General features: G+C 67.0%; 23 protein-coding genes. 5 read left to right on the top strand and 18 right to left on the bottom strand.

All coding sequences use genetic code 11. The features are described 5' to 3' along the window. The first annotated feature begins 48 nt into the window (after nt 1-48). Nucleotides 49-3,066, top strand: coding sequence for a hypothetical protein (locus CJ010_RS15595; RefSeq protein WP_141018892.1), 3,018 nt, complete (start codon nt 49-51; stop codon nt 3,064-3,066). A 178-nt stretch (nt 3,067-3,244) separates the two neighbouring features. Here the strand turns inward: CJ010_RS15595 and hflX are convergent, their stop codons facing one another. Then, nucleotides 3,245-4,588, bottom strand: coding sequence for a GTPase HflX (gene hflX / locus CJ010_RS15590; RefSeq protein ID WP_141018891.1), 1,344 nt, complete (start codon nt 4,586-4,588; stop codon nt 3,245-3,247). A 255-nt stretch (nt 4,589-4,843) separates the two neighbouring features. Between hflX and CJ010_RS15585 the strand changes: the two genes are divergently transcribed. After that, complete coding sequence (locus tag CJ010_RS15585) at nt 4,844-5,788, top strand: LysR family transcriptional regulator (protein ID WP_240794378.1); 945 nt, start codon at nt 4,844-4,846, stop codon at nt 5,786-5,788. A gap of 239 nt (nt 5,789-6,027) precedes the next feature. Further along, nucleotides 6,028-8,400: a TonB-dependent receptor gene (locus tag CJ010_RS15580; RefSeq protein ID WP_141018890.1), complete on the top strand. Its 2,373-nt coding sequence runs from the start codon at nt 6,028-6,030 to the stop codon at nt 8,398-8,400. Between the two features lie 60 nt (nt 8,401-8,460). Here CJ010_RS15580 and CJ010_RS15575 read toward each other — a convergent pair whose 3' ends face one another. Next, complete coding sequence (locus tag CJ010_RS15575; protein WP_141018889.1) at nt 8,461-8,964, bottom strand: HPP family protein; 504 nt, start codon at nt 8,962-8,964, stop codon at nt 8,461-8,463. A gap of 158 nt (nt 8,965-9,122) precedes the next feature. Between CJ010_RS15575 and CJ010_RS15570 the strand changes: the two genes are divergently transcribed. Beyond that, complete coding sequence (locus CJ010_RS15570) at nt 9,123-9,668, top strand: TetR/AcrR family transcriptional regulator (RefSeq protein ID WP_141018888.1); 546 nt, start codon at nt 9,123-9,125, stop codon at nt 9,666-9,668. 12 nt (nt 9,669-9,680) lie between these two features. On the opposite strand, the gene CJ010_RS15565 is transcribed toward CJ010_RS15570, so the two are convergent. From CJ010_RS15565 to CJ010_RS15520, 10 genes are all read right to left on the bottom strand, one after another. Next, on the bottom strand, nt 9,681-10,601 hold the full coding sequence (locus tag CJ010_RS15565) for a Pnap_2097 family protein (RefSeq protein WP_141018887.1): 921 nt from the start codon (nt 10,599-10,601) through the stop codon (nt 9,681-9,683). Between the two features lie 26 nt (nt 10,602-10,627). After that, nucleotides 10,628-11,938: an MSMEG_0569 family flavin-dependent oxidoreductase gene (locus CJ010_RS15560; RefSeq protein WP_141018886.1), complete on the bottom strand. Its 1,311-nt coding sequence runs from the start codon at nt 11,936-11,938 to the stop codon at nt 10,628-10,630. Between the two features lie 51 nt (nt 11,939-11,989). Then, nucleotides 11,990-12,286 (bottom strand): MSMEG_0570 family nitrogen starvation response protein, encoded by a 297-nt coding sequence (locus tag CJ010_RS15555; RefSeq protein ID WP_141018885.1) that lies wholly within the window; start codon nt 12,284-12,286, stop codon nt 11,990-11,992. Continuing rightward, complete coding sequence (locus CJ010_RS15550; RefSeq protein WP_141018884.1) at nt 12,279-13,472, bottom strand: MSMEG_0565 family glycosyltransferase; 1,194 nt, start codon at nt 13,470-13,472, stop codon at nt 12,279-12,281. Before CJ010_RS15550 ends, CJ010_RS15555 begins: the two co-directional genes overlap by 8 nt. After that, nucleotides 13,462-14,460, bottom strand: a complete 999-nt coding sequence (locus CJ010_RS15545; protein ID WP_141018883.1) for a sll0787 family AIR synthase-like protein — start codon at nt 14,458-14,460, stop codon at nt 13,462-13,464. The genes CJ010_RS15550 and CJ010_RS15545 overlap by 11 nt, the downstream gene beginning before the upstream one ends. Nucleotides 14,461-14,462: 2 nt before the next feature. Next, on the bottom strand, nt 14,463-15,014 hold the full coding sequence (locus CJ010_RS15540; protein ID WP_141018882.1) for an MSMEG_0567/Sll0786 family nitrogen starvation N-acetyltransferase: 552 nt from the start codon (nt 15,012-15,014) through the stop codon (nt 14,463-14,465). Then, nucleotides 15,011-16,123, bottom strand: coding sequence for an MSMEG_0568 family radical SAM protein (locus CJ010_RS15535; protein WP_141018881.1), 1,113 nt, complete (start codon nt 16,121-16,123; stop codon nt 15,011-15,013). Before CJ010_RS15535 ends, CJ010_RS15540 begins: the two co-directional genes overlap by 4 nt. Beyond that, entirely contained in the window at nt 16,080-17,096 is a 1,017-nt protein-coding gene (locus CJ010_RS15530) for a Nit6803 family nitrilase (protein ID WP_141018880.1), read from the bottom strand. Before CJ010_RS15530 ends, CJ010_RS15535 begins: the two co-directional genes overlap by 44 nt. Before the next feature lie 22 nt (nt 17,097-17,118). Further along, complete coding sequence (locus CJ010_RS15525; RefSeq protein ID WP_141018879.1) at nt 17,119-17,601, bottom strand: MSMEG_0572/Sll0783 family nitrogen starvation response protein; 483 nt, start codon at nt 17,599-17,601, stop codon at nt 17,119-17,121. Between the two features lie 393 nt (nt 17,602-17,994). Further along, nucleotides 17,995-19,392, bottom strand: coding sequence for a PLP-dependent aminotransferase family protein (locus CJ010_RS15520; RefSeq protein ID WP_141018878.1), 1,398 nt, complete (start codon nt 19,390-19,392; stop codon nt 17,995-17,997). Between the two features lie 211 nt (nt 19,393-19,603). Between CJ010_RS15520 and CJ010_RS15515 the strand changes: the two genes are divergently transcribed. Continuing rightward, nucleotides 19,604-20,311 carry a DUF3334 family protein gene (locus CJ010_RS15515; protein ID WP_205754795.1) on the top strand — a complete coding sequence of 236 codons (708 nt, stop codon included), beginning with the start codon at nt 19,604-19,606 and terminating at the stop codon, nt 20,309-20,311. 169 nt (nt 20,312-20,480) lie between these two features. On the opposite strand, the gene CJ010_RS15510 is transcribed toward CJ010_RS15515, so the two are convergent. The 6 genes from CJ010_RS15510 to ccoG all read right to left on the bottom strand — a co-directional run bounded on the left by CJ010_RS15510 (nt 20,481) and on the right by ccoG (nt 26,693). Beyond that, the gene (locus CJ010_RS15510) at nt 20,481-20,627 is read right to left on the bottom strand and encodes a DUF2474 domain-containing protein (protein WP_141018876.1); all 147 of its coding nucleotides are present in this window, start codon (nt 20,625-20,627) and stop codon (nt 20,481-20,483) included. Further along, complete coding sequence (cydB, locus tag CJ010_RS15505; RefSeq protein WP_141018875.1) at nt 20,627-21,634, bottom strand: cytochrome d ubiquinol oxidase subunit II; 1,008 nt, start codon at nt 21,632-21,634, stop codon at nt 20,627-20,629. Before cydB ends, CJ010_RS15510 begins: the two co-directional genes overlap by 1 nt. Before the next feature lie 5 nt (nt 21,635-21,639). Further along, nucleotides 21,640-23,064, bottom strand: coding sequence for a cytochrome ubiquinol oxidase subunit I (locus CJ010_RS15500; RefSeq protein WP_141018874.1), 1,425 nt, complete (start codon nt 23,062-23,064; stop codon nt 21,640-21,642). A gap of 85 nt (nt 23,065-23,149) precedes the next feature. Then, complete coding sequence (locus tag CJ010_RS15495; protein WP_141018873.1) at nt 23,150-23,596, bottom strand: DUF934 domain-containing protein; 447 nt, start codon at nt 23,594-23,596, stop codon at nt 23,150-23,152. Further along, entirely contained in the window at nt 23,574-25,244 is a 1,671-nt protein-coding gene (locus CJ010_RS15490; RefSeq protein ID WP_141018872.1) for a nitrite/sulfite reductase, read from the bottom strand. Before CJ010_RS15490 ends, CJ010_RS15495 begins: the two co-directional genes overlap by 23 nt. 30 nt (nt 25,245-25,274) lie before the next feature. Beyond that, nucleotides 25,275-26,693 (bottom strand): cytochrome c oxidase accessory protein CcoG, encoded by a 1,419-nt coding sequence (gene ccoG, locus CJ010_RS15485; protein ID WP_141018871.1) that lies wholly within the window; start codon nt 26,691-26,693, stop codon nt 25,275-25,277. Between the last annotated feature and the right edge of the window lie 63 nt (nt 26,694-26,756).

Here is a 26,756-nt window from a genome sequence, read left to right as displayed (position 1 = left end):
GGGGGATTACCTACTGAGACAACCGTATATCTTGCGTTAGGCGTTGCGGTGCTTGGAGCACTCGATTTCGCGGAACAGACAAGTGCAGAAAAAGCGGCTCAAGTACTTGACGAATATCTCGACGCGGTAAGGGCAACATCGCAGGCGGCCAAAATACTTACCGCCGCGCTGTCCGTTCTTGTCGAGAAGAAATGGCCACATGCCTCAGTCGTCCCACAGCTCGTCCTATCTGCGTTGTTGCAAAGTCAAAACGCAGGTGACGAGCAGCGTCAACATGCCGTGCAATTGGCTCCCGCGCTTGTCGAGCCGCTCCTGCAAGTAGTTGAGGAGTCTCGCAGTAGGGCGACTGCCTCGGCACGTCACTGGGCGTTGGTTGCGCTGCATCAGATTCCTGCCGTGAATGGGTCTGCCTGGGAGGCCATTGCAAACCGGATCGTTGATTGGGTAGCACACACCACTTGCCCCGCAACTGAGAAGGTAGCCACCAACGACCAGAGCGCCAAGCATCAGGTTCAACTGCTGACGGAGAAGATTGGCACCGCTGCGCCTGGAGTATATAGCGTGCTCGGGGTGCCAATGCGTTTGCACGAACAGGAGCATGACAACTTAGGTGAATATGTGCCGCAGTTGCTGCTCGGCAAGCCACTGACACCGGCGCTAAATGTATTCCTTGCAGCGACGGTTGCTAGTGCTGTAGGGCATACAGGACGGGTCTGGTCTGGCCTAAAGTGGCTTGTGATGCTGAATCCAGTCGATCGCGCAGGTCTTCAGGCAGAGCTTACCCGCCTATCCGCTGTTGCCACAGGATGGGAGCGAGAGTCAGGCATCCATCCCGATGTCCTACAGCAGGTTTGCAGCCTGCTCCTGTGGCTGACAGGAGACGAGCAACTGGAACGCGAAGCCAGCAGGCAAAGCTTAGCTCGGGAGGACTTCAGATACAGCAGGGATTATCTCACCGACCCCGCGCGCAGCTTCTTTGCGCTTGAACACAGACATGTCGACTTGGTGTGGTTGGATACGGAGAGTTCAGCATTCGGCAAGCTTCAGCGTGCCCAAGCATTTTTGCCGGATCCTTCATTGACCTTCCCCGTAAGTCTTGAACAAGGCGTTATCGAGTGGGGTCTGTCGCTTAATCTTGAAGCGATGAACAGCAGCAGGAACTATTCCGCTGAGGACCACACCCTTGACTCCTTTCTGCCTACGGCGTCTCGCGTGTCTCCCCCGGCTGTCGAAGGTGTCGTTGCACGATGGTTCGGAACATTCCACGGCCGCGATGACGAGCGACGCCATTGGGCTGCTATGACGTTGCCGCGCTTCGCTTTGCTAGTTCGACCTGTTGATGTCGCGGCTATCCGCGATATGAGACTCCGACGTCCCGCGAGTCCTAACAAGGACGAACGGATCGTACTTCTCTCTCTTCTTGAAGGGGAGTTGCTGAATGCACCCGTTGATGTTCAACTGGATACATTGGTGACGGAACAGGATGCTTTTATTTCGATAACGTTGGCCGAGGAGTTACGTCCGCCCGAACTCAATACCGTCAAGGATTTCGTCCACCGCTGGGGCCTTGAGAACACTCGGGCGCTGGAGGTGCTTTGTAGCTATGTGATCACCAACCCTAGGCCGCTGGATCACGAGATATTCGATCAACTCGTGCAACACGCACTGAACTCAGACGAGGATCTTAAGACGCTCGCTTTCATGGCCCTCACGGCCTGCAACCCCAAGCAATTTGGCCAAGCACTTGTCGGTGCTGGATGGAAGGCGCTGCCGTCTGCAAATGAGTATCTACAGGACTTCGGATGCAAAGCGGTATTCGCGGCTTCAGAGGAACGCCCCCTGGCAGATATTTCAGATATGGTTACACCGTGGTGCCTGCTCGATGAAGCAGTGAAGCGTGGAGGGAGTCCCGAAGACCTGACTCTGGCCGTACAGGCTATTGATAGGACACTCCAGTGGGATGGTTTTTCATCGTTTCCCATGGTGGCACGCATATCGGTGAAGTCCATTGGCACAAGGAACTCCGTCTCGGTCGAGCCTAACCCGCAGGCCCCGAATGAGGACGGCGGATTCAAGTACGTCGATCCCGATGCGAGATGGGCACATCACCAGGCGGTCAGGGAAACCGGTGAAACTTATCTCCGAAATGCAAAGTCTGCGGGTGCTGTCATGGCAACCCGCGTTGTGAGGATCGAGGCTGCACGAATGCTTGTGGGCCGTTGTCCGGAAGTGGTATCAAGATGGCTTGAAGGCCTTGGCGAACCGACACAAGCTCTCGTCTCCCGGCTTAACCTCGCCGGAGGCCTGTTTCTAGCGCTGTGTGAGGTCCTACTCGAGACCGACGCAATTCGGGGGGCTCAGCTATGGCATGTCCTCAGACGGCACCTTCGCATTCAGTTCGTGGGTGCTGGGGAACTCGACGAACTGCTGCTGATACTGTTCAGAGTCCCTGAAAATGCAGAAGTGCTGGAATTGAGAGAGCAGTTCTACAGTCTTTCTCAAAACGCATCCGACGAGTCGTATCTCGATTTGGCGCTTGCAGCTGTCAGCCAAGGAGGGGCGCCCTGGCTCGAAGCAGCCATCGCTGCCGATGAAGTGGCCACCGAACCCTTCCGGAGGAAACGGGCGATTACGCTTCGAGGGTTCCTTCCCCCCGATCCTTTGTTTCAGGCCAAATGGCGCGAGGGCCTTTGCGTAGGTAGCTGGGACGCGTTACGCATGCGCACTCAGGAGATGAGCAATCGCGCAAGTCAGGCCAGGTATTGGTGGAAGAGTTTCCTAACAGCCCCTGATGCCCTTGTCGCATTCTGCTCGTGGCAAGTGTTCCTTGCGTGCGCAGACAAGATGGCTTGGGTTTGGATGGATTCAGACATTGAGTTCCATAGGGCAGACAACGAGCTTTGGCGGCTTAAGATGCTTCATATGAGGCTCAACGAGTCGGCCCTCAAGTCGGCGCTCAATAGGAAGAGTAAAAAAGGGGCGAATGCTCTCGACAGGCATCTTGTCGGTTGGGATAGCCCAGATAGTTGGTTTACTCATGACGCACTGACTGGACTGGGCTTCTGAAAAGGGCAATCACCTCAAATATTGGTAAAGTCAGTTGCGCTTTCGATTCATGGGATTGCCTTCTGCTTGGCGGTTATCCGCTACAGCATATATGCACCTGCCTCATCCTCGACCAAAGTAGCCAGTCAAAGCAGCAACGTAAAAAGTCCGCTCTGGCCGATTTACAGACGGCCGGAGTTCAATCCACCAAGAGAAACCGCTCCCGCAATTTCTCGACGACTTCTTGTTCCCCCCTCAACCGGAACACCGCCCCCTCATCCTCCGCCCTTTCCTCCAGCACCTCGCAATTCGCGTAGATCTCCTTCCGCAATTGCTGCGCCGACCACGGCAGCAGTAATTCGGCCTCGACGAGATCGCGCTGGAAGAAGGCCACGATGGTCTGCCGTAGCTTGGCCACCTCATCCGGCCGGCGGGCGCTCATGACGATGCAGTCGGGGTATTTGGCGCGCAGCGCGGCTTCGCATTCGGCCTGCACCTCGGCGTCGCCGACGTGGTCGATCTTGTTGAAGACGCGGATGCGCGGGATGTCCTGGGCGTCGATTTCTTCCAGCACCTTGTCGGTGACTTCGAGCTGGCGTTCGAAGCCGGGGTCGCTGGCGTCGATGACGTGGAGCAGCAGGGCGGCGTCCAGCGCTTCGTCCAGGGTGGATTTGAACGAGGCGACCAGGCCGTGCGGCAGGTTCTTGATGAAGCCGACGGTGTCGCTGACGAGCACGCGCGGCACGCTTTCGGGGTAGAGGGTGCGGACGGTGGTGTCCAGCGTGGCGAAGAGCTTGTTGGCGACCAGCACCTCGCTGCCGGTGAGCGCGCGCATCAGCGTGGATTTGCCGGCGTTGGTGTAGCCGACCAGCGCGACGTTGGCGAGGCTCTGGCGGCCCTGGCGGCGGGCGCGCTGGGTCTTGCGCTCGGCTTCCATGGCGACGATTTCCAGCTGCAGTTCGGCGATGCGGTCGCGGATCTTGCGGCGGTCGAGTTCGGTGTGCGATTCGCCGGCGCCACGGCCGCCCACGCCGCTGCGCTGGCGCCCCTGCGGCCCGGCGAGCTTGGCGGCCTCGCGCAGGCGCGGCGCCATGTAGCCGAGGCGGGCGATTTCCACCTGCGCCTTGGCGGCGCGCGAGCGCGCGTTGCGGTGGAAGATCTCGAGGATGACCATGGTGCGGTCCATCACCTCGCAGCCGGTTTCCAGCTCCAGGTTGCGCGCCTGCGAGGGCGAGATTTCATGATCGACCAGCAACGCCTCGATTTCGCCGTAGCGCGGCACGGTGGCGTGCGGCGCGGCCTCGAAGCCGGCCTGGGCGCTGACGAAGTCGCGGATTTCCTGCCGTTTGCCCACGCCGAGGTAGCCGGTGGTGTCGAAGCCGCCGCGCTTCTGCACGAAGGTGTGGACCACCTGGTAGCCGAGCGTTTTCGCCAGCTCGCGCAGCTCGGTGAGCGAGGCTTCGAACTCGGCATCGCTCACGTTGGGGAGTTGGACGGAGGCTGCAACGGCGTAGCGCGGCTTGTCGGCGAGGTCTTTTTGCATTCGGGGGCTGCGAGTAAGGGGAAGGCGGGGATGGTAACCGGCAATCGGGGGCGGCCGCTGCCGGTTTGCACAAATGTGGGCTGCGGTCGACAGTTGCAAGGGGGGCGGCGCGGACAGGCGCAGCGCACACGACGGATTGGGCGGGTGCCGGGGTTTTGCGATACTGCCTCACCCCGCAGCGGCGGGCGCGGACGCCCGGGCCCGCGCCGGCGCGGGGGCATGCGCGCCGATGCGTGTCGATGCGGGTGCCTGGCAATGGCCGCGACAGCCCGCGGCGAGGAGAACAATGTGCAGATCAAATGGCTGGAAGACTTCCTCACGCTCACCGATGCGCGTGCCTTTTCGCGTGCGGCGGAGCGGCGCAACGTGTCGCAGCCGACATTCAGCCGCCACATCCAGGCGCTGGAGGACTGGCTGGGGGTGGAGCTGATCGACCGCCGCGCGCAGGGCGTGCAGCTGACCGCCGCCGGCCGCATCTTCCGCGGCTTCGCCGCCGACACCCTGCGCCGCACCTACGACATGCGCACCGTGCTGCGCGGCCAGTCGCCGGGCACGGTGGATACGGTGCGCTTCTCGGTGGCGCACACCCTGTCGCTGACCTTCTTTCCGCGCTGGCTGAGCGGTCTCAAGGAAGCGCTCGGCCATGTGGTGGCGCGCGTCGGCGCAGTGAATGTGCCGGAAGGCGCGAGCGCGCTGATCGAAGGCGCCACCGACCTGCTCATCATCTACCACCATCCGCAGCTGCCGGTGCTGCTGGACCCGGTGCGCTTTCCCCACATCACGCTCGCCACCGACCGCATGCTGCCGTTTTCGGCACCGCGCGCCGACGGCCGGCCGCGCTACAAGCTGCCCGGCCGGGCAGAGGCGGCAGTGCCTTTCCTGGCGTATTCCAGCGGCACCTACCTTGGCCACGTGGTGGAGATGATCCTGCTGAGCGCGGCCGAGCGCTGCCACTTCGACCGTTCTTTCGACACCCACATGTCCGAGGCCTTGAAAGCCATGGTGCTGGAAGGCCACGGCCTGGGCTGGCTGCCGGAAAGCTGCGTCGGCCGCGACGTGGCCGACGGCCGCCTGGTGCCGGCCGGCCCGGCGCAGTGGAGCTGCACGCTGGAGGTGCGGCTGCACCGCGCGGCGGAGAATGCGAATCCGATGGTGGACAGGATCTGGGGCTTGTTGAGCGGTACGCGCGCCGACGCCTGAGGCAGGAGCCCAGGCGTGTTCCTGGCTGCGCCGACGCCGTGCCCGCTACAGGTCGACTTCCAGTACAGCGGAGCGCGAACGTGAGCGGTGGCGGCGCGGCGTGACGCAGGGAGGCCTTTGGCGGTCTCGTTCCCCGCATGCGGACCATCTCAACGTCGGGAGAATTTCCCGGGTTTTCCCGCCGGCAATCCGGGAAAATCGGCGGGCCATTACTCAAATAATTCTTCGAGACAAATACGATGAGACTGCAATTCACTGCGGGGAACCGGACCGCAGGTCTTCGCCCGCGCCTGTTGGCGCTGGCTGTGCTGGCGGCGTATCAGGGGGGCGCTGTGGGGGCGGAGCCGACGATCCAGTTGCCAGCGGTCGAGGTCATCGGCACCACGCCTCTTCCCGGTATCGGTCTGCCGATCGAACAGGTCCCGGCCAACGTGCAGACGGTCAAGGGCCAGGCCCTCGAAGACCAGCGCAGTCTTACCGTCGCCGATTACATGGCGCAGAACATGACCGGGGTGAACGTCAACGAAACCCAGAACAATCCGTTCCAGCCCAACGTGAATTTCCGCGGCTTCACCGCCTCGCCGCTGCTCGGCACCCCGCAGGGCCTGTCGGTGTACCAGGACGGCGTGCGCATCAACGAGCCGTTTGGCGACGTGGTGAGCTGGGATCTGATCCCGGTCAACGCGCTGGCCAACATGTCGATGATGCCGGGCTCCAATCCGCTGTTCGGTCTCAATACCCTGGGCGGCGCCATTTCGATGCAGACCAAGCGCGGCTACACCCATCGGGGCGGTGCCGTGGAAGTTTCCGGCGGCTCCTGGGGCCGTTACAACGCCCAGGCCGAATTCGGCGGCGTGGCGGCCAACGGCGTGGACTACTTCATCGCCGGCAACTATTTCGACGAGGATGGCTGGCGCGACGCGTCGCCCTCCGAAGTACGTCAGGTGTTCGGTCAGCTGGGCTGGCGGAACGCCACCACCGATCTAAGCATGACCCTGTCGCTGGCCGATAACGACCTCATCGGCAACGGCCTGGTGCAGCGGGAATTCCTGAGCGCCCAAGGGTGGGATGCAATCAACACCAAGCCGGACCAGACCGAGAACAAGCTCGCGTTCTTGAATTTCAACGGCAGCCACTGGCTCAACGACGCCACCATGCTCAGTGCCAATGCCTACTACCGTAACGCGCGTACGCGCACCCTGAACGGCGACGCTAACGACGATATCGATCCGGATGACGCCGATTTCGATCTGTCCGAGTGCGTCGGCGGAGCCGACGAGGACGACGCCGAGATCTCCTGTAGCGGTGCGCTCAATCGCAGCAAGTCACGGCGCGTCGGCTACGGGGTCACCGGGCAGATCAATTTCAACCAGGACTTGCTGGGTCACCAGAATCTGTTCATCGTCGGACTAGGCTATGAGCACAGCCGGACCGATTTCGAACAGACCACTGAGTTCGGCACCATCAACGCCGGGCGCGGCGTCGACGGCATCGGCGTGTTCGGTGACGAGGGCGAGGTGGAGCTGCGCGGGGTCAACCGGACCTGGAGCGTATTCGCGACCGATACCTTCTCGTTCAACAGTGTCTATCACCTGACCGTGTCCGGCCGCTACAACCATACCCGGGTGGAGAACCGCGACCAGCTGATCCCGGACCGCAGCAATCCCGAATCGCTGACCGGCGACCACAGTTTCCGCCGCTTCAATCCGGCAATCGGCCTGGCGATCACGCCGAGCAAGAACCTGTCGTTCTACGCCAGCTATAACGAAGGCAGTCGCGCGCCGACCGCCATCGAACTGGGCTGCGCCAATCCGGACCAGCCGTGCAAGCTGCCCAACGCCATGGCCGGCGACCCGCCGCTCGACATGGTGGTGTCGAAAACCTTCGAAGGCGGCGTGCGCGGCAAGATCGCGAACGGGATCGGCTATAGCGCCAGCCTGTACCGCACCGAAAACACCGACGACATCCAGTTCATTGCCGCCAATTCCACCGGCGCCGGCTACTTCTCCAACGTCGGCAAGACGCGGCGGGAAGGGGTGGATCTTGGCCTGAATGGCGAGATGGGCACGTTCCGCTGGTTTGCCGGATACAGCTACATCAAGGCGACCTACCAGTCCAATTTCTCGATCGCCAATGAGGTCAATTCCAGTGCGGTGGATACCGATTCCGATGGCGACGGGGATACGATTTTCGTCAGCAAGGGCGATCGCCTCCCCGGCATTCCGCGCCATCAGTTCAAGGTGCGCGGCGAATGGCAGGCGCTGCCGCAGTGGACCATCGGTGCCAATGTCGTTGCGTTCTCCAGCCAGTATTCCCACGGTAACGAGAACAACGATCATCGCGGCGCAGGCGGCAAGGTGGCCGGCTATGCCGTTGTGAATCTGGATACCCGTTACAACTTCGGCAACACCGGCTGGCAGCTGTTCGCCAAGGTCAACAACCTGTTCGACAAGAAGTACCACACAGGCGGCATGCTGGGTGAAACCTTCTTCGAGGCCGACGGGACCTTCATGGGCGGCGACGACGAGTTCTCCGCGCTGGTGGCGCCGGGTGCCCCACGCGCAGCGTGGATCGGCGTGCGATACGCATTCGACAAGCCGGCTGGACGCTGACGCGCACTGACCGCCGCCAGCACAACGACGTCGCCAACCGGCGTTGCTCTGCCGCCGTGGTCAGCGCCAGTAGCGCGGATAGCTGCCGCGCTGGCGCAGATTGTTGGCGGCCAGCGCCACCAGCACGATGGTGACCGAGCCGGCCAGCACCGGCGTCAGCAGGAAATCCGCGCCGGCATGGCTGGCCAGCACCACCAGCGGATCGGCGCCGGCGGGCGCGTGCACCGTGCGGGTGAGCTGCATCAGCGCCAGCGCCACGCCGACCGCGATGCCCGCCGCCAGCCAGCCGTCGCCCAGGGTGTGGAGCACCACCAGCCCGACCAGGCTGGCGACGAGGTGGCCGCCGACGATGCTGCGCGGCTGCGCCAGCGGGCTGTCGGGCAGGCCGAAGGCGAGCACGCAGCTTGCGCCGAAGGGCGCCATCTGCCACGGATAGCCGGACAGCTGGGTGAGCCAGCCGGTAAGCGCGATGGCGACGATGGCGCCCAACATCGAGGTGAGCACGAAGGCGGGCGAGGGCGCGGCAGGAGCGGAGGAGTGGACGAGGCGGGCAAGACGGGACATGGACATCTCCGGTGGATGGCAGTGAGCGGTCGGGGCCAAGGGAAGTAGACCGATCTGTGTATCAAGGTAAACCGTTCGGTGTACTTTTGTCTACCGATCGGTTTACTTCGGTGCCTTCCGCGGCCATACTCGGGGCGTCATCTGCCGCCGGAATCGCCATGAACAAGCAGGAACAGCTGGTCGACAGCGCCATGCAGCTCTTCTACCGCCAGGGTTTCCACGCCACCGGGGTGGATCAGCTGAGTCGGGAAGGGGAGGTCACCAAGCGCACGCTGTACCGCTACTTCCCCACCAAGGAAGCGCTGGTGCGGGCGGCGCTGGAACACCGCGACGCGCTTTTCATGGCGCGCATGCGCGCCCACGTCGAAGCGCAACCGCTGGCGCAGCGGCCCGCCGCCTACATCGACTTCATCCTCGCGTGGACGCAGGAGCCGGACTTCCACGGCTGCGCCTTCATCAACGCTGCCGCCGAATACCCGGCGGTGAGCGACGAAGCGCATGCCGTCGCCGCCGCGCACAAGCAGGCGATCCGCGACTATCTCGACCGCATCTGCGTGGAGGCCGGTCTGGCGGAACCGCAAGCGGCCGCCCGCCAGCTCTTCCTGCTCGGCGAAGGGCTGACCGTGGCGGCGCAGGTCGGCGGCTACGATGCCGCGCTGGCGGAAACCGCGCTGGCGCTGGCGGCCGCGCTCGGCAGCGGCTGAGGCTCTCCGCGCTCAACCGGCCTTTTCGAACAGGGTTTCGAGAAAACCACGCGCTTCGCGCCGCAGCCGGCGCCGGGTGGTGATGTCGGCGATCACCCGGTGGTCGTCGTTGCGCACGATCTGGACGTGGTGGTGGAGCACCGCGCCGTGGCGCTCGAACTCGCACAGCTGCAGGTTGAGCGCGCAGCCGACGTCGGCATTGCCGTGGTAGAGCGTGTGGCGCTCGGTGGTGACGCAGGGCGCCGCCGCCGGGCCGAACCAGGCCGCTTCCGCCTGATCGACGAGTTCGTGGAAGCGGGCGAAGTAGAGGAAGCCGGCGCCGTTGAAATGCACCGAAGGGCAGGGGCGGATCAGCTGCGGTGCGTAGCTGTGGCCGGGGCGGCCGCGCGCGGCGTCCTGTTCGCGCCGCGCCTGCAGCCAGGCGCGGTTGTGCGCGGCGAAGCGCTCGCCTTCCTCCAGCGCCGGCACCGCGTCGAAACCGGCCACCGCGCTGCGTACCGCCGAGCTGTTCACGCCGGCGGTCTCGCGCGCGACGAACACCGACAGCATGTCCACCACCGCGCGCAGGCCGTGGCCGACCGACACCACATGCTTGCTGTAGAACTGGGTGCGGCTGACGCGGCCGAGGCTGCTGGCGATCTCCACCACGTCGTTCTCCTGCACCGCATCCAGCTCGGCCTGGCGCAGCCGCACCGAGCGGAAGGCGGGATACACCCGGCGCTGGCGCGCATCGCGCAGCTGCGAGATCGGCAGACCGCAGGCCTGGGCGAGCAGCTGCCAATGGCGATCACCGCATTCGGCCAGCAGCCAGCTTTCGGACAAACCGTTGAGGCCGAGCTGCGGCATGCCGACGCGGTAGCGGCCGGGCGGCATCGCTGCGAGCGGGGCGGGTGGCGCGAGCGGGCGCGGTGCGAACAGGGTAGCGTCGGACATGCTGCTGTCTCCGGTGGCTGGGTGGATCAGGCGACGGCGGCCTGAGGAGCATCGCCTGCGCCGTCGTCGGCGCCGGCCAGCCGTTTGCCGATCACCTCCGCCAGATGGCGCGCATCGTCCGCCACGCCCAGGAAGCGCCCGGAGCCCCAGGTGTTCAGCCACGGCAGCCCCAGGAAATACAGCCCCGGCACCGGCGACACGCCGCGGGTGTATTTCGGGTTGCCGCGGCCGTCGAAGGCGGGCAGTTCGATCCAGCGGTAGTCGGGGCGGAAGCCGATCGCCCACACGATGCTGGTGATGCCGGTGGCGTCGCAGTCGAGCGCCAGCGGATCGGACTCCGGCGCCCATGCCTTCTCGAAGGGCGCTTCTTCCGGCGCGTCGATGCCCTTGGCGGCGATGTACTTGTCGATGTCGCGGCGGATGCTCACATACACCTCGTCGGCGTCGTCGAGGTTCTGCGTCAGGTCGGGCAGGAATTCGAGGCGGCCGCCCTGGATGCCGGCCATGCTGCCGTAGAGCTTCACGCCCTCCAGCGCGAACTTGCGCAGGTCGATCTCGTGGCCACCATCGCGGCCGGTCATGTAGTGGTTGGTCTTCTCGCGCGCCTTCTCGCCGAGCGGATGGCGGTCGATGGTGAGTTCGTAGTAGCCCATGTCCATCAGCCACTCGGTGGCCTCGCGGCCGCGGTACACGCGCGGCGAGCGCGGCGCCGGGCCAACGCACAGATGCACCTTGCGGCTGGCCAGGTGCAGGTCTTCCATGATCTGCACGCCGGATTGCCCCGACCCGACCACCAGCACCTCGCCTTCCGGCAGCGACTGTGGATTGCGGTAGTCCACCGAGTGGATCTGCTTGATGTGCGCCGGCAGGCTGGCCGCGTAGGCCGGCACGATGGGGATGTCGTAGCCGCCGGTGGCGACCACGATGTGATCGGTGCTGAACTGGCCGGCGCTGGTCGTCACCTCCAGCCGGCCCGACTTGCCGCGCACCACATGCTGCACGCCCACGCCTTCGACGATGGGCGGCGCGGTCTTGCGGGCGAAGGCTTCGACGTATTCGGCGATCTGGTCCTTGAGCATGAAGCCCTGCGGATCGTCGCCCTGGTAGGGGAAGTCGGGCAGGCGGCACTGCCAGTTGGGGGTGACCAGGCAGAAGGTGTCCCAGCGGTCGTTGCGCCAGGAATGGGCGACGCGGTTCTTCTCGAACACGATGTGCTCAATGCCGTGCTGCTGCAGGCAGTAGCTGATGGAAAGCCCGGCCTGGCCACCGCCGACGACGATGACAGGGTAGTGCGAGCGCGACAGCAGCTGGGTGGATTGCGGGAAGAGGGTGTTCATGGAGGGCTCCTGCATGATGCGATGGTGGATGCGTGTGAGGAAGGGCAGTGCTCAGCGCGCGCCCGGTTTGAAGGCCTGGACGGCGACGCTGCCGTCCGGCGTGGATTCGAAGTCGCGGGCGCGTTCGCGGATGCGGCCGAGCTGGTCCATGGCGCTGGAGCAGTAGAAGCCGTACTTCTCCCGCACCCGTTCGCTGGCCACGGTCAGCGCCTGTTCGCAGCGGGAGACGAATTCCGCCACCGGGTAGCTCTGGCCGGGGGCGAGGTAGTCGCCGATCACCAGCGAGGGCGAGTAGCAGTTCTCTTCCTGGCCGTCGGGCCAGCGCACGTGGAAGTACATTTCAGGCATGGTCGAACTCCGTTCGGGGTAGGGCGTTGAGCAGATCGGTGTAGGCGGCCAGGTGTGCGCGGGCGCAGCCGGGCCAGTCGTGGTGCTTTGCCACCGCGTGGCCGGCGGCGACGAGGCGGGCGCGGGTGCCGGGCATCAGCGCGTGGCACATCGCGCGGGCAATGGATTCCGGGTCGGCCGGATCGGCCCACAGGCAGTCGTTGGTGCCGAGGAAATCGGTGAAGGGGGCGAGGCGCGACACCGCCACCGGGGTGCCGCTGGCCATGGCTTCGACGATGGCGAGGCCAAAGCCTTCCACCAGCGAGGCGAACACCAGCGCGTCAGCGATGCGGTAGAGCGCCGGCATCTCGTCGTCGGCGAGCACGCCGGCGAGCACCACGGGTTCTCCCGGGCCGGTGGCCAGGCCCTCGTCCGCCAGCGCGGCGTCGAACTGGCGGCGGTAGGCGCCGTGGTCGAGCAGGCTGGCGCCGCCGGCGATCACCAGCTGGGCGTCGATCAAGATGTGGCGCAGGCGGGCGAAGGCGCGCAGGGTGGCGACGGTGTTCTTGCGCGCTTCGATGCCGCCGACGGCGAGGAAGATCGGGCCGGTGCCCAGGCCGAGGCGGGCCTTCAGCGCCGCGTCCGCCGCGCTGGCAAGCGGCGTGAAGCGCGCGGTATCGACGCCGTTGCCGACGATGTCGGCGGCGAGACCGAAGCGGTCGCGCAGCTGCTGCTGCCAAGTCGGGCTGACGCACAGCAGGCGGTCGGCGCCAAGGATGGAGCGGGCTTCGAGCGCATCCACCGCGGCGTCGCCATAGCTCGCGTCGAGGTGGTGCACCGTGCGGACGTAGCCGGGGATGAGGCCGCGTTGCCGCAGTTCCAGCAGCGCGTTGGCGCCGATGCCGTCGTGGGCGTGAAAGACGTCGAAATCCGCATGACCCGGCCGGGAAAACCATTCCACGAAGGTCGCGATGCGCGCTTCGACCAGCCCGCGCAGGCCGGCGGGGGGCGCGGCTTCCGGGATCAGCCGGGTTTCGCAACGGGTGGCGCGAAAGAAGCGCGCGCCGGCCGGGCCGGGGGCATGCACCGTCACCGCATGGCCGAGCGCGGTGAGCGCCTCGGCCAGTTCCAGGCAATGGACCACGCCGCCGCGCGGGTTGATCGAATGGGTGAGCAGCGCGATGCGCAGCGGACGTTCAGGCAGCATGGCGCGCCTCCGTTCCGGCGTTGGGCGCGATGCCCATCAAGGGTTCGTCTGCGAGATCCCAGAACACTGCGCGCTCCTCGCCCAAGCCGACCTCCAGCCGGCTGCCCGCGGTGATTTCGCCGATGGCGGCGGCGGCGATGTCGCGGGCGTGGAAGCGCGCGATCAGCTCGTCCGCCTGCTGCGGCCGGCAGGCGAGCAGGTAGCCGAAGCTGGGGAAGCTGCGCAGCCAGCGCGCGAGGTCGACGCCGGCCGGGCGCGGCACGCTGTCGAGCGCGATGCGGGCGCCGACCCCGGAACATTCGATCAGCATCAGCGCGGTGCCGAGCAGGCCGGCCTGGCTGATGTCCTTGGCGGCATGCGCCAGCCCGGCTTCGGCGATGGCCGGCAGCAGGGCGAGGTCGTCGCGCAGGCGCTGCGGTGGCGCGTCGAGGGCGGCGCACCAGTTGTCGAAGGGCTCGCGGTAGCTGCCGCGCAGGTCGATGGCGGCGACCAGCACATCGCCCGGCCGCGCGGCGAAGCTGCTGAGCAGGTGCCTGGCTTCGCCGAGCACCGCCACCGCCAGCTGGGCCTGCGCGGTGCGGGTGTTGCTGTGGCCGCCGACGATGGGTACGCCGTAGGCCTGCGCCGCCGCCGTCATGCCGGCCATCACTGCCTGCGCCTGCTGGTGGCCGTCGCTCCACAGCGCATCAACCACCGCCAGCGGGCGGCCGCCCATTGCGGCGATGTCCGAGAGATTCACCATGACCCCGCACCAGCCGGCGAACCAGGGGTCGTGGGCGACGAAGGCGTTGATGAAGCCTTCGATGGCGAACAGCAGGTGGCCATCGCCGTGCGGGATCGCGGCGCAGTCGTCGCCTAGCCAGGCGTCGGCGCCGGGCAGCGCCGCCGTGCCGAGGGCGGCCAGCACGCCGTCGATGTCGCGCTTGTGGGCGATGCCCTTGTGTGCGCGCAGTTCGGCGACGAGTTGCTGGAGTGGGGTGGCGGCCATGCTCAGCGCCCCCGCCGCAGTTGGACCTGCATCGCCTCGCCGGCCGCGAAGGCCGGGTAGTGGGCGAGGTCGGCTTCCATCAGCCTGTGCGGCTGGCCGTGCAGCGCGATGGCGGCGACGCTCGCCCAGTGCAGGCGCTCGAACAGCGTGACGTTGCGCTCCTGCACCTGGGCGATGAAGCGCGTGCAGCCCAGGGTGTTGGCGCTGCGCACCGCGAGCTGGATGAGGGCGCCGCCGATCGCGCCGATACGGCGGAAATCCGCCGCCACCGCCAACCGCGAGCCTTGCCAGACGCCGGGTTCGAGGCGATGGATGCGCACCGTGCCGACCACCGGGCCGGGCGCGCCGCCGTCGTCCGGCAGCGGGCGGGCGACCAGCGTGATGGCGTGGCCGTCGATGGCGTCGGCATCGTCGCCGGCGAACAGGCCCTGTTCGTCGCAGAACACCGCGCGGCGCAGCTGCAGCGCGGCGGCGCGGGTGCCCGCATCGGCGTGGGTGACGAGGTAGTGACGCGGCAGCTGCAACCGGGCCGCGAGCGGCAAGGGGGCGTTCATCGTGCGGCCTCGTAGCTCGACAGCGCCGAGCAGGCGCCGCACTTGCCGCAGCCGGCCTTCATCGCGCGGGCGGACAGGCCGCCCTCGTAGAGCATGTCGGCGAGCGGGGCGAGCACCGAATCCATGAAGGCGGCGCTGGGCGTCGGGTGGTCTTCCAGCGGCGTGCCGGAGATGGGTACGAAGGGCACGACGAAGGGATAGACGCCGATGTCCACCAGCCGCCGGCAGGTGTCCAGGATGGCGTCGCGGCTGTCGCCGAGGCCGGCGAGGATGTAGGTGGAGACCTGGCCGCGGCCGAACACCTCCACCGCAGCGGCGAAGGCTTCGTCGTAACGTTCCACCGGGATCGCCGCCTTGCCCGGCATGATGCGCTGGCGCAGCGCCGGGGTGACCACTTCCAGGTGCATGCCCAGGGTATCGACGCCGGCATCGCGCACACGGCGGAACCAGGCGAAGTCGTCGGGCGGCTCGAACTGGGCCTGCAGCGGCAGATCGACCGCGGCGCGGATGGCCTCGGCGCTTTCGCACATGATGCGGGCGCCGCGGTCGGGCGTGGGCGGGGTGCCGGTGGTCATCACCATGTGGCGCACGCCGTCGAGCAGCACCGCGGCGCGGGCGACCTCGGCCAGCTGTTCCGGCGTCTTGCGGGCGACGGTGCGGCCGGCGGCGAGCGACTGGCCGATGCTGCAGAACTGGCAGCTCTTCGTGCGGCTCTGGTAGCGGGTGCAGGTCTGCAGCACGGTGGTGGCGAGCACGTCGGTGCTGTGCAGCGTGGCGATGTGGCTGTAGGGCACGCCGTCCAGCGTCTGCAGCCGGTAGAAGCGCGGCTGGCGGGCGAAGGCGATGCGCGCCACATGCTGGCCGTCGCGCTTGATCGTCGCCGCGCCGTCGGTGTCCGGCGGCGAGGCAAGATAGGGCGAATTGAGCGCGCGGCCGGTGTGGATGGGGATCATCACCGGACGGCCGTCGATCAGCACGGTGGCGTGGTCCGACGGCCCGGCGCCGCCGCGCCGGCTGTGGATCTCGGACGGCACGCCTTCCAGGCGGAAGCCGTGGCTCTGCAGTTCAGAGATCAGCTGTTGCGGGCGCAATGCGGTCGTCGTCGACATGGTCGGCTCCTGCCTGAGAAGGGAAAGGGAGGGACGCAGCCAGCTGCGTGTGCAGCGCCGGCTTGGGGGCGAGGTCGGCGTGCAGCGACAGCAGTTCCGGCCGCGCGTAGTGGCCGACCGAATCCATCATCCGCTTGCGCTTGGTGACCAGCCGCATGTCGAGGTCGGCCACCAGCATGCCTTCGCCCTCGGTGAGCGGTTCGCAGACGTAATTGCCTTCCGGCGACACGATGGCGGTGTGGCAGCCGCCGCGCAGCGCGCGCTGCATCGCCGGGTCGGGGGTGATGGACTCGATCTGCGCGTCGGTCAGCCAGCCGGTGGCGTTCACCACGAAGCAGCCGGATTCCAGCGCGTGGTGGCGGATGGTCACCGCCATCTGGTCGGCGAAGATCTGGCCGACCATCGAGCCGGGGAACTGCGCGGCGTGGATTTCCTCGTGCTGCGCCATCAGGGTGTAGCGAGCGAGCGGGTTGTAGTGCTCCCAGCAGGCGAGCGCGCCGATGCGGCCGATGCCGGTTTCCACCACCTTGAGGCCGCTGCCGTCGCCTTGGCCCCACACCATGCGCTCGTGGTAGGTCGGGGTGATCTTGCGGCGCTTGAGTACCAGCGCGCCGGTCTCGTCGAAGATCAGCTGGGTGTTGTAGAGCGAGCCGTGGTCGCGTTCGTTGACGCCGAGCACGACGACCGCGCCCGCCCGCCGCGCCGCTTCGCCCACGGCCAGGGTGACCGGGCCGGGCACCGTCACCGCGCGCTCGTAGAGCTCGAGGTGGGCGGCGCCCATCGTCACCGCCGGCTGGATGAAGGAGAAGTAGGGGTAGTAGGGCACGAAGGTCTCGGGGAAGACCACCATGCGCGCGCCTTTCTCACCGGCTTCCAGGATGGCGCGGCAGACTTTGTCCACCGTGCCGTCTGCGGATTCCAGGTCGGGCGCCATCTGCACCGCGGCGACGCGGACGATACGCGGGGTCGTCATGCTCATCTCCTCGCGGCGGCGCTTAGAGCGTCCAGGTGTTGACGACGAAGGCGTTGTCGCGCTTGGCGAGCAGCTGGATGTCCATCACGTCGAGCGGGCTGATCGGGCGGATGCCGGGGATCAGCGCCGGTTCGCCGTGGCCGTAGAGCGCCTGCAGCGCGAAGCGGCACGCATAGACCTTGCCGCCTTCCTCGATGAACTTGGCGATCTGCTTGTTCATTGCCAGGTGGCCGGGGAAGGCTTCGTCGCCGATGCGCGGAAAGCCGCGCTGCACGCCCAGGGTCACGCCCGGGCCGTAGAGCAGGATGGTGGTGTCGAAACCCTTGCGCAGCAGGCGGGTGGCCTGCAGCAGGTTGACCAGGCCGATTGAGCCTTCGAAGGCGACGGTGTGGAAGGTCACCAGCGCCTTCTGGCCGGGTTCGGCCTTGACGTCCTCGAACACTTTCTCTTCGTAATCGACGAAGAAATCACCGGCGGCATGGGGGGGCAGGGTCACAGCGGGCATGTCGGTTCCTTTGTTCAGTTGGGATCGAATGCGCGCCGCGGAGGGGGGCGAGGTCGGTTGCCGGATGATCCGCCGCGGTGCGCAGGATCAATTTAGCAATCGATGTGCCATCAATGATGCAATATTGTATGCATACAATAAAGCACAGTGATGGCAAGGGAAAGTGCGATCAGCTCGTCGTTCGGCGTAGCGAAAGTCCGGCAACGCATGGCGTTGTTGACGCACAGCGACTGTGCGCGGACCGGCTGAGTGCGCACGTCAATTGTGCATGTATTGTATGCATGCAATTGTGTGGCGAGCGACGAGATGGCCAGCGAGAGCGGCGGATCGATGATCCGCCGGGGATGAGAACGGAGCGTGCTGCACGCCGGCCAGGGGATGGGCCGGCGGGGCTCAGACGATGGACGAATAGATTGCCGGCGGATGCGACAGCGCCGCACCCACCAGCTCCATCGCATGGCTGACGTCGGCGCGGCTGGCGGTGCCGCCGAGGCAGATACGTACCGCCTCCACCGCCGGGCCGCCGACCAGGAAAGCGTCGCTGGTGACCACGCCGATGCCGCTGGAGCGCAGATGGGTGGCGAAGCTCACCCGGCTCCAGCCTTCCGGCAGCGGCAGCCACAGGTGGAAGCCGTCGGGCGAGGCGAGGTAGCTCACGCCCGCCAGTGCCTGTGCCGCCAGTAGCTGGCGGGCGCGCGATTCTTCGCGGACGAAGGCGACCAGCGCGTCGCCGGTGCCGTCGGCGATCCACTCGGTGGCGATCGCCATCGACAGCGGCGGCGCCATCACCGACACCGCGCGCAGGATGGCGGACAGGCGCGGCAGCTGGCGGGTATCCGGCACCGCGAGGTAGGCGATGCGCAGGCCGGCGCCGATCGTCTTCGACAGCCCGCAGACATGGTAGGTGAGCTCGGGCAGCAGGCTGAAGAAGCTGGGCGGCGGCGCCTCGGGCAGCAGGCTGTAGGGATCGTCCTCGATGATGGGGACGCGGTGGCGCGCGGCGATCTCGGCCAGCGCCTCGCGGCGGGCGAGCGGCATCGTCACCGTGTTGGGGTTCTGCAGCGTCGGGTTGCAGTAGAGCGCCGCCGGCTGGCTGTCGCGGCAGGCGGCTTCGAAGGCTTCCGGCAGGATGCCGTCGCGGTCGGCGGCCAGGCCGATCAGGCTGATGCCGTGCAGCGCGGCGAGCGCGCGCACGCCGGGGTAGGTGATGTTGTCGCAGCAGATGCGGCCGCCGCCGCTGCCGACCAGCAGGCTGAACAGCGCGTTGAGCACGCTGTGGGTGCCGGGGCAGACCAGCACCCGGTCAGGGCTGGTGGTGATGCCGCGCCGCGCCAGCCACTGCACCGCGGCGTCGCGCTCGTCCGGCCCGCCGCCGAAGGGCTGGTAGCGCAGCAGGCCGCGGATGTCGCCGCACAGCCGCTTCATGCCGGTTTCCATGCGCGCCAGCAGCTCGGGCCGGTCGGGCTCGGGCGGCAGATTCATCGACATGTCGATCAGCGGCGCGCGCGCCGGTGCCGGCCGGCTGCGCGGACAGGCGTCGGCGCGCACGAAGGTACCCTGGCCGACACGGGCGTCGGTCAGCCCGCGGCGCTGGGCCTCGGCGTAGGCGCGGCTGATGGTGGTGAAGTTGTAGCCGAGCACGTCGGCCAACTGGCGCTGCGGCGGCAGCTGCGCGTTGGCTGCCAGCCGGCCCTGGCGGATGTCGTCGGCGATGGCATCCGCGATGGCGAGGTAGGCCGGCTTGTCGGTGGCGATGGAGGTCGGCGTCCAGATCTGTTTGTGGGTGCGCATCGAGACATACAAGCGAATGAATTGACGGCATTGTATGCATCTGATGCGATCAAGTCATCGTTGATCGTGCCGGCATGCTCCGGGACATGGAGAGCCTGAACGGCAGCGTCGGTCGCTTTCGCGCCCTGGCCAGGGCTGAGGCGTATGCCGATGGCAGCGGTCCGGCGGGAATGTGATATACATTCCGCCCTCCCCAACATCGATGGCAAGCATGGTGAAGACTGCACAGACGCATCCTGTTGTGTTCGGAACGGAGGACATCCTCCGCAGCCTGTGCGATTCGGTGGCAAAGGTGCTGACGGTCGCCACCGGCAGCCGGATCCACTACGCGAGCATGGTCCAGCGCATCCACAAGACCTGCCTGAAGCCGGATATCGGCTGCTTCGTGCTGTTCGACGGCGGTTTTTCCGGGTTGGTGGTCATCAACTTCTCGGCCGCTGCTGCAATGGAGTTGTACGAGCAGTACATGCTCAACATGGGCATGGGGCGCGAGGACCTCGCCACCGCCTTCACCTCGGACGAGGTGGGCAACGTGATGGGCGAGTTGATGAACCAGAGCGTGGGCGACTTCACCGGCAAGATCTCGCGCGAGCTGCAGACCCAGATCACCCAGAACCAGCCCAAGATGCTGGCGCTGACCAAGCAGGTGATGCTGAGCGTGGATACCCACCTGGACCGCCCGGAGGCGCGTCGGGTCAGCTTCTACACCGGCCGCAACAACATCTTCTATCTCGAGCTGGCGATCGACCGCACCGAGTTCATCCAGCTGAACGAATTCGACGCCGACGAGGCGCCCGATCCCGATGCGCTGATCGAGCAGGCCCACGCGGCCGGCGCCGGGCAGGCTGACGTGTCCGCGCCGGCGGAAGCCGCGGCCGACGATGACGCCGACGCGCTGTTGAAGTCGCTGGGGATGTAGCCGGGCGCGGCCGGTTTCAACTACCGGCCGCTCATCGGATAGCCGTCAGCGACGGGCTGCGCCGCCTCGGCACTGTGGCCGGAGCACGACGGTGCGAAGGTGCCGATGCCGCCGTTGCAGGCGGTCCCCGCCTTGCACGGGCTTCTGCGCGCAGATCAAGCGTGCCGTCTCAGAGGCTCAGGCCTGCCAGCCCCATCAACTGCCGGATCAGCCAGGCGACGACGCCGAGCGCTGCCACGCTGGCGGCCCAGATCACGACTAGCCAGCCGAGGCGGCCGAGGTGCGACGCCCTGCGTTCTTCCGATGGGCTGTCCATCAGTGGTAGCCCGCACTGGCATCGACCTTGCCGCGGAAGACGTAGTAGCTCCAGGCGGTGTACATCAGGATCAGCGGAATGATGAGCAGGGCGCCGACGAGGGCGAAGCCCATGCTCTGCGGCGGTGCTGCGGCCTGCCAGATGGTGATGCCAGGCGGGATGACGTTGGGCCAGATGCTGATGCCCAGCCCGCTGTAGCCGAGGAAGACGAGGCCGAGCGTCAGCAGGAAGGGGCCGCCTTGCGGCGTGCCGCGGAGCTGCTTCAGCAACTGCCGGACGGCCAGCAGCACGAGTACCGGTACCGGGGCGAACCACAACATGCCGGGCCAGGTGAACCAGCGTGCGGCGATGCTCTCGTGCGCAAGCGGCGTCCACAGGCTGATGACGCCGATGACGGCGAGCAGCGCCCACACCAGCGGGCGCGCGAGCGCGATCATGCGGGCCTGCAGCGCGCCCGCGGTCTTCATGATCAGCCAGGTGCAACCGAGCAGGGCGTAGGTGGCGACCAGCCCCAGTCCGGTGAACAGCGCGAACGGCGTCAGCCAGGCGAAGGCGCTGCCGGCGTAGGCACCGTTGGTGACGGGGATGCCCTGGATGAAGCCGCCGAGCGTGACCCCCTGGAAGAAGGTCGCGACCAGCGAACCGCCGATGAAGGCCTTGTCCCACCAGGGGCGGTGGGCGTCGTCCGCCTTGAAGCGGAACTCGAAAGCGACGCCGCGGAAGATCAGCCCGAGCAGCATCAGGATCAGCGGCAGGTAGAAGGCGGTGAGCACCACCGAGTAGGCCAGGGGAAAGGCCGCCAGCAGTCCGGCGCCGCCCAGCACCAGCCAGGTCTCGTTGCCGTCCCACACCGGGGCGACGGTGTTCATCATCACGTCGCGGTCGCCCTTGGCCGGCACGAAGGGGTAGAGCAGGCCGATGCCGAGGTCGAAGCCGTCCATGACCACGTACATCATGACGCCGAACAGGATGATCACGGCCCAGATCAGCGGAAGGTCGATGCCCATGGCGTTCAGCTCCGTGCGGGAAGGGAAATGATGTCATCGGCGGCGGCCGACAGTGGTCGTGCCGGCGTGTGTGGCTGGCCGGGCCCGCCCGGCAGCGGATGCTCGCCCTCGTGCTCGACCGGGCCGACGCGGATGAGGCGCAGCAGGTAGGCGATGCCGATGCCGAAGACCACGACATAGACCACGACGAACAGCGCCAGGCTCAGCCCGAGCTGGCCGGCACCGACCGGCGACACCGCGTCGGCGGTGCGTTGCAGGCCGTACACCACCCAGGGCTGGCGGCCGATCTCGGTGGTGAACCAGCCGGCCAGCAGGGCGATCAGGCCGCTCGGCCCCATCCACAGCGCGAAGCGCAGCAGCGGCCGCGAGCGGTAGAGGCCTTGGCCGCGGCGCGCCCACAGGGCCCACAGCGCGAGTGCGATCATCAGCAGGCCGAGCCCGACCATGATGCGGAAGGACCAGAACACGATGGTGGCATTGGGGCGGTCTTCCGGCGGGAATTCCTTCAGGCCGGGGAACTGGCCGTCCAGCGAGTGGGTGAGGATAAGGCTGCCAAGGTGGGGGATTTCGATTGCAAAGCGGGTTTCCTCGCGGGCCATGTCGGGCAGGCCGAACAGGATGAGCGGCACGCCCTCGCCGGGCTTGTTTTCCCAGTGGCCTTCCATCGCGGCGATCTTGGCGGGCTGGTGCTGCAGGGTGTTGAGGCCGTGGGCGTCGCCTACCAGCACCTGGATCGGGGCAGCGACCAGCAGCATCCACATCGCCATCGACATCATCTTGCGGATCGCCGCGTTGTCGTTGCCGCGCAGCAGGTGCCAGGCAGCCGAAGCGGCAACGAGCAGCGCGGTGCACAGGAAGGCGGCGATGCCCATGTGGGCGAGGCGGTAGGGGAAGGACGGGTTGAAGATCACCGCCAGCCAGTCGGTCGGCACCACGCGGCCGTCGATGATCTCGAAGCCGGCCGGCGTCTGCATCCAGCTGTTGGAGGCGAGGATCCAGGTGGCCGAGATCAGCGTGCCGATGGCGACCATCACCGTCGAGAAGAAGTGCAGCCCGGGGCCGACCTTCTTCCAGCCGAACAGCATGACGCCGAGGAAGCCGGCCTCGAGGAAGAAGGCGGTGAGCACCTCGTAGGCGAGCAGCGGGCCGGTGACGCCGCCGGCGAAGGTGGAGAAGAAGCTCCAGTTGGTGCCGAACTGGTAGGCCATCACCAGCCCGGACACCACGCCCATGCCGAAATTGACCGCGAAGATCTTCGACCAGAAATGGTAGAGGTCGCGGAACACCGTCTGGCCGGTGCGCAGCCAGCAGCCCTCCAGCACGGCGAGATAGCTCGCCAGGCCGATGGTGATCGCCGGGAAGACGATGTGGAAGGAAACCGTGAACGCGAACTGGATTCGCGCCAGCAGCAATGCATCGAGATCCGACATGGCGGGCGATCCCCGTGATGGTCAAGGCGGTTGAATGACAAGCCCGCGCCGCTTTCCGTTCCATCGGCTCGGCTTTGGGTCGGGATTACTGGTAGCTCACCGAGTAGTCGTCGAAGGCGCGCAGCGCCGCTTCGGCATCCTGGTCGGCGCGCAGCGCGAAGGCGTCGAAGCCGCAGCGGCGCAGGAAGTAGAGCTGGTCGCGCAGCACATCGCCGACGGCGCGCAGCTCGCCGCGGTAGCCGTGGCGTTCGCGCAGCAGGCGGGCGGTGGAGTAGCCGCGGCCGTCGGTGAACACCGGGAAGTTCACCGCGATCAGGCTCAGGCGCGGCAGATCGGGGACGAGCGCTTCGAAGTCGTCGTCCGGCTGCAGCAGCACGCCGGTGTCCGGATGCGGCTGCAGTCCGGCGCTGCGCCACAGCAGCCAGCGGGCGAGGCCGACGATGGCCGGCTGGCCGGGATCGGCGCCGTCTTCGTCGGCGAGCAGCGGGCGCGGGTCGTAGTCGATGCGGTCAAGCCTGAGGATGCGCGTCATGGTCGGCTCCGTAGAGGTGTTGCTTGAAGGATTCGTGGCCGATGCGGCGCAGGGTGTCGACGAAGACTTCGCCGTCGCGACGCTGCAGGCGATAGAGGCCCACCACCTTCTCCACCACCGCTGGCACTTCCTCGGCGCGGAAGGACGGGCCGACGATGCGGCCGATGGCGGGCGGTCCGTCCTGGCTGCCGCCCAACGTCACCTGATACCACTCCTCGCCGTTCTTATCGACACCGAGTATGCCGATGTTGCCGATGTGATGATGGCCGCAGGCATTGACGCAGCCCGAGATGTTGAGCGTCAGCGGGCCGATGTCGGCGGCCGCGGCGTCGTCGCCGAGGCGGCGCTGGATGGCCTCGGCCACCGGCAGCGAGCGGGCGTTGGCGAGCGAGCAGAAGTCGCCGCCGGGGCAGCACACCACGTCGGTGGCGAGGCCGATGTTGGCGGTGGCGAGCCGGTGGTCGGCGGCATCCCGCCACAGCGCGTGCAGGTCGGCGCGGCGCACCTGCGGCAGCACCAGGTTCTGTTCGTGGCTGACGCGGATCTCGCCCGCGCTGTAGCGCTCGGCCAGCTCGGCGACGGCGTCCATCTGCGCGGCCGTGGCATCGCCGGGCGGATTGCCGGTCTGCTTCAGCGACAGCGTGACGATGGCGTAGCCCGCGAGCCTGTGGGCGGCGACGTTGCGCGCCAGCCAGCGCTGGAAGGCGGGGTCGCCGTGACCGGCGAGGCCGTTCTCCGCTGCATCGGCCGGCGTCGCTGCGGGGCTGCGGAAATGGGCTTCCATCGCGGCGAAGCGGTCGTCGTCGATGCGGGCCGGACCGCCGCGCAGGTAGTCCCATTCCTTGTCGACTTCGGCGGCGAAGGCCTCGGGGCCGAGCTCCTTCACCAGGATCTTGATGCGCGCCTTGTACTTCTTGTCGCGCCGGCCGTGGCGGTTGTAGACCCGCAGGATGGCGTCGAAATAGCTCAGCAGTTCGTGCCGCGGCAGGAAGGTCTGGATGCGGTGGCCCACCATGGGCGTGCGCCCCAGCCCGCCGCCGACGAAGACCTCGAAGCCGATCTCGCCGTCGTCGCGGCGCAGGGCGCGTGCGCCGATGTCGTGAAAGCTGACCGCGGCGCGGTCGTTGGGGCTGCCGGTCAGCGCGATCTTGAACTTGCGTGGCAGGAAGCTGTATTCCGGCGAGAGCGTGGACCACTGGCGCAGGATCTCGCAGTAGGGCCGAGGGTCCAGCACCTCGTCGGCGGCGACGCCGGCGTAGGGGTCGGTGGTGATGTTGCGGATGCAGTTGCCCGAGGTCTGGATGGCGTGCATCTGCACCGTGGCGAGTTCGGCCAGGATGTCCGGCGTTTCTTCCAGCCGCACCCAGTTGAACTGGATGTTGCAGCGGGTGGTGAAGTGGCCGTAGCCGCGGTCGAAGTCGCGCGCGATGCGGGCGAGCATGCGCAGCTGCGGCGAGGACATCGTGCCGTAGGGAATGGCCACCCGCAGCATCGGCGCATGGCGCTGGATGTAGAGGCCGTTCTGCAGGCGCAGCGGGCGGAAGTCGTCTTCGGACAACTCGCCGGCGAGGAAGCGGCGCATCTGGTCGCGAAAGCGCAGCACGCGTTCGTCTACCAGGCGCTGGTCGGTATCGTCGTATTGGTACATGCGGGGTCTCTGTCGGGGTCGGGCGGCGGATCAGGGCAGCAGGAAGACGCTCTGCTCGGTGACTGTGGTGGGCGGGCCGTCGAGCGCCTCGACCTGGAAGCGGATGGTCTGCGCGCCGGACTTGCCGGGCTCTGGCTGGGCGGCCACCGTCAGCGGCACCGGCAGCACGCTGCCGCTGGCGACGTGGAAGGTGTCGCCGCCGGTGAGGCGGGCACCGGCCGGGCCGTCGACGCGGATGCGGAAGGCGCGCGGTTCTTCCAGCATGTTCACCAGCTTGAGCGTGTAGGTGTTCTCGATGCTGCCGTCGGCGGCTTCCTGCAGCAGGGCGTGGCGGTCGCGCAGCACGTCGACCTGCAGCGGCACGCGGTGAGCCAGCATCCAGGCGCCGAGCAGAGTGAAGACCACCATGGTGGCGAGATAGACCGCGGCGCGCGGGCGGGCGAGGGCGGCGAGCAGGCCACCCGTGGTGGTGCCGCATGGCGCGGCGAGTTCGCGCTCGGAGGCGAAGCGGATCAGGCCGGTGGGCGTGCCGACGCGGTCCATCACCTCGTCGCAGGCATCGACGCACAGCCCGCAGTTGATGCACTGGTACTGCAGGCCGTCGCGGATGTCGATGCCGGTGGGGCAGACCTGCACGCACAGGCTGCAATCGACGCAGTCGCCGCGGCCCGCCGGTTTGTCCGCAAGTTTGGCGGTGGCGCTGCCGCGCAGCCGGCGCGGTTCGCCGCGGCGGCTGTCGTAGCTCACCGTGCGGGTGTCGGCATCGAACATCACGCCCTGGAAGCGCGAGTAGGGGCACATGTGCATGCACACCATCTCGCGGGCGAAGCCGGCCTGCAGGTAGGCGAAGGCGGCGTAGAAGAACACCCAGAAGCCTTCCCAGGGGCCGAGTTCGCCGGGGCCGAGGTTCCACAGCAGTTCGCGGATCGGGGTGAAGTAGCCGACGAAGCTGATGCCGGTCCATAGCGCGATCGCCAGCCAGATCGCATGTTTGGTGCCCTTGATCGCGAACTTGCGCGGGCTGGGCGGTGCCTGGTCCAGTCGCATGCGGGCGAGGTGGTCGCCTTCGACCTTGTCCTCCACCCAGCGGAAGATCGCGGTATAGACCGTCTGCGGACAGGCGAAGCCGCAGAACAGCCGGCCGGCGAGCGCGGTGACGAGGAACAGCGCGCTGGCGGCGACGATCAGCAGCAGCGCCAGCAGCAGTGCGTCCTGCGGCCACAGCACCAGGCCGAAGAGGTAGAACTTGCGCTCGGCGATGTCGAACAGCAGCGCCTGGCGGCCGTCCCACTGCAGCCAGCAGGCGCCGTAGAACAGGATCTGGGTGATCCAGACCATGGCCCAGCGCAGGCTGTTGAAGCGGCCGGCCACCGTGCGTGGATGGATCTTGCCGGTCTTGCGGTAGAACTCGATGCGGGCACCCTGTGCCCGGGTGGATGGCGTGTGCATGAAGGCTTCCCTGCCGCGGCCCGCAGCGCGCGTGGAAGGCGGTGTTCGGGGCGGCGGTGGAAG

Source organism: Azoarcus sp. DD4, from assembly GCF_006496635.1.
GTDB lineage: Bacteria > Pseudomonadota > Gammaproteobacteria > Burkholderiales > Rhodocyclaceae > Azoarcus.
Note: the sequence above shows the minus strand (reverse complement) of the source record. Positions and strands in the feature narration are given on the sequence as shown.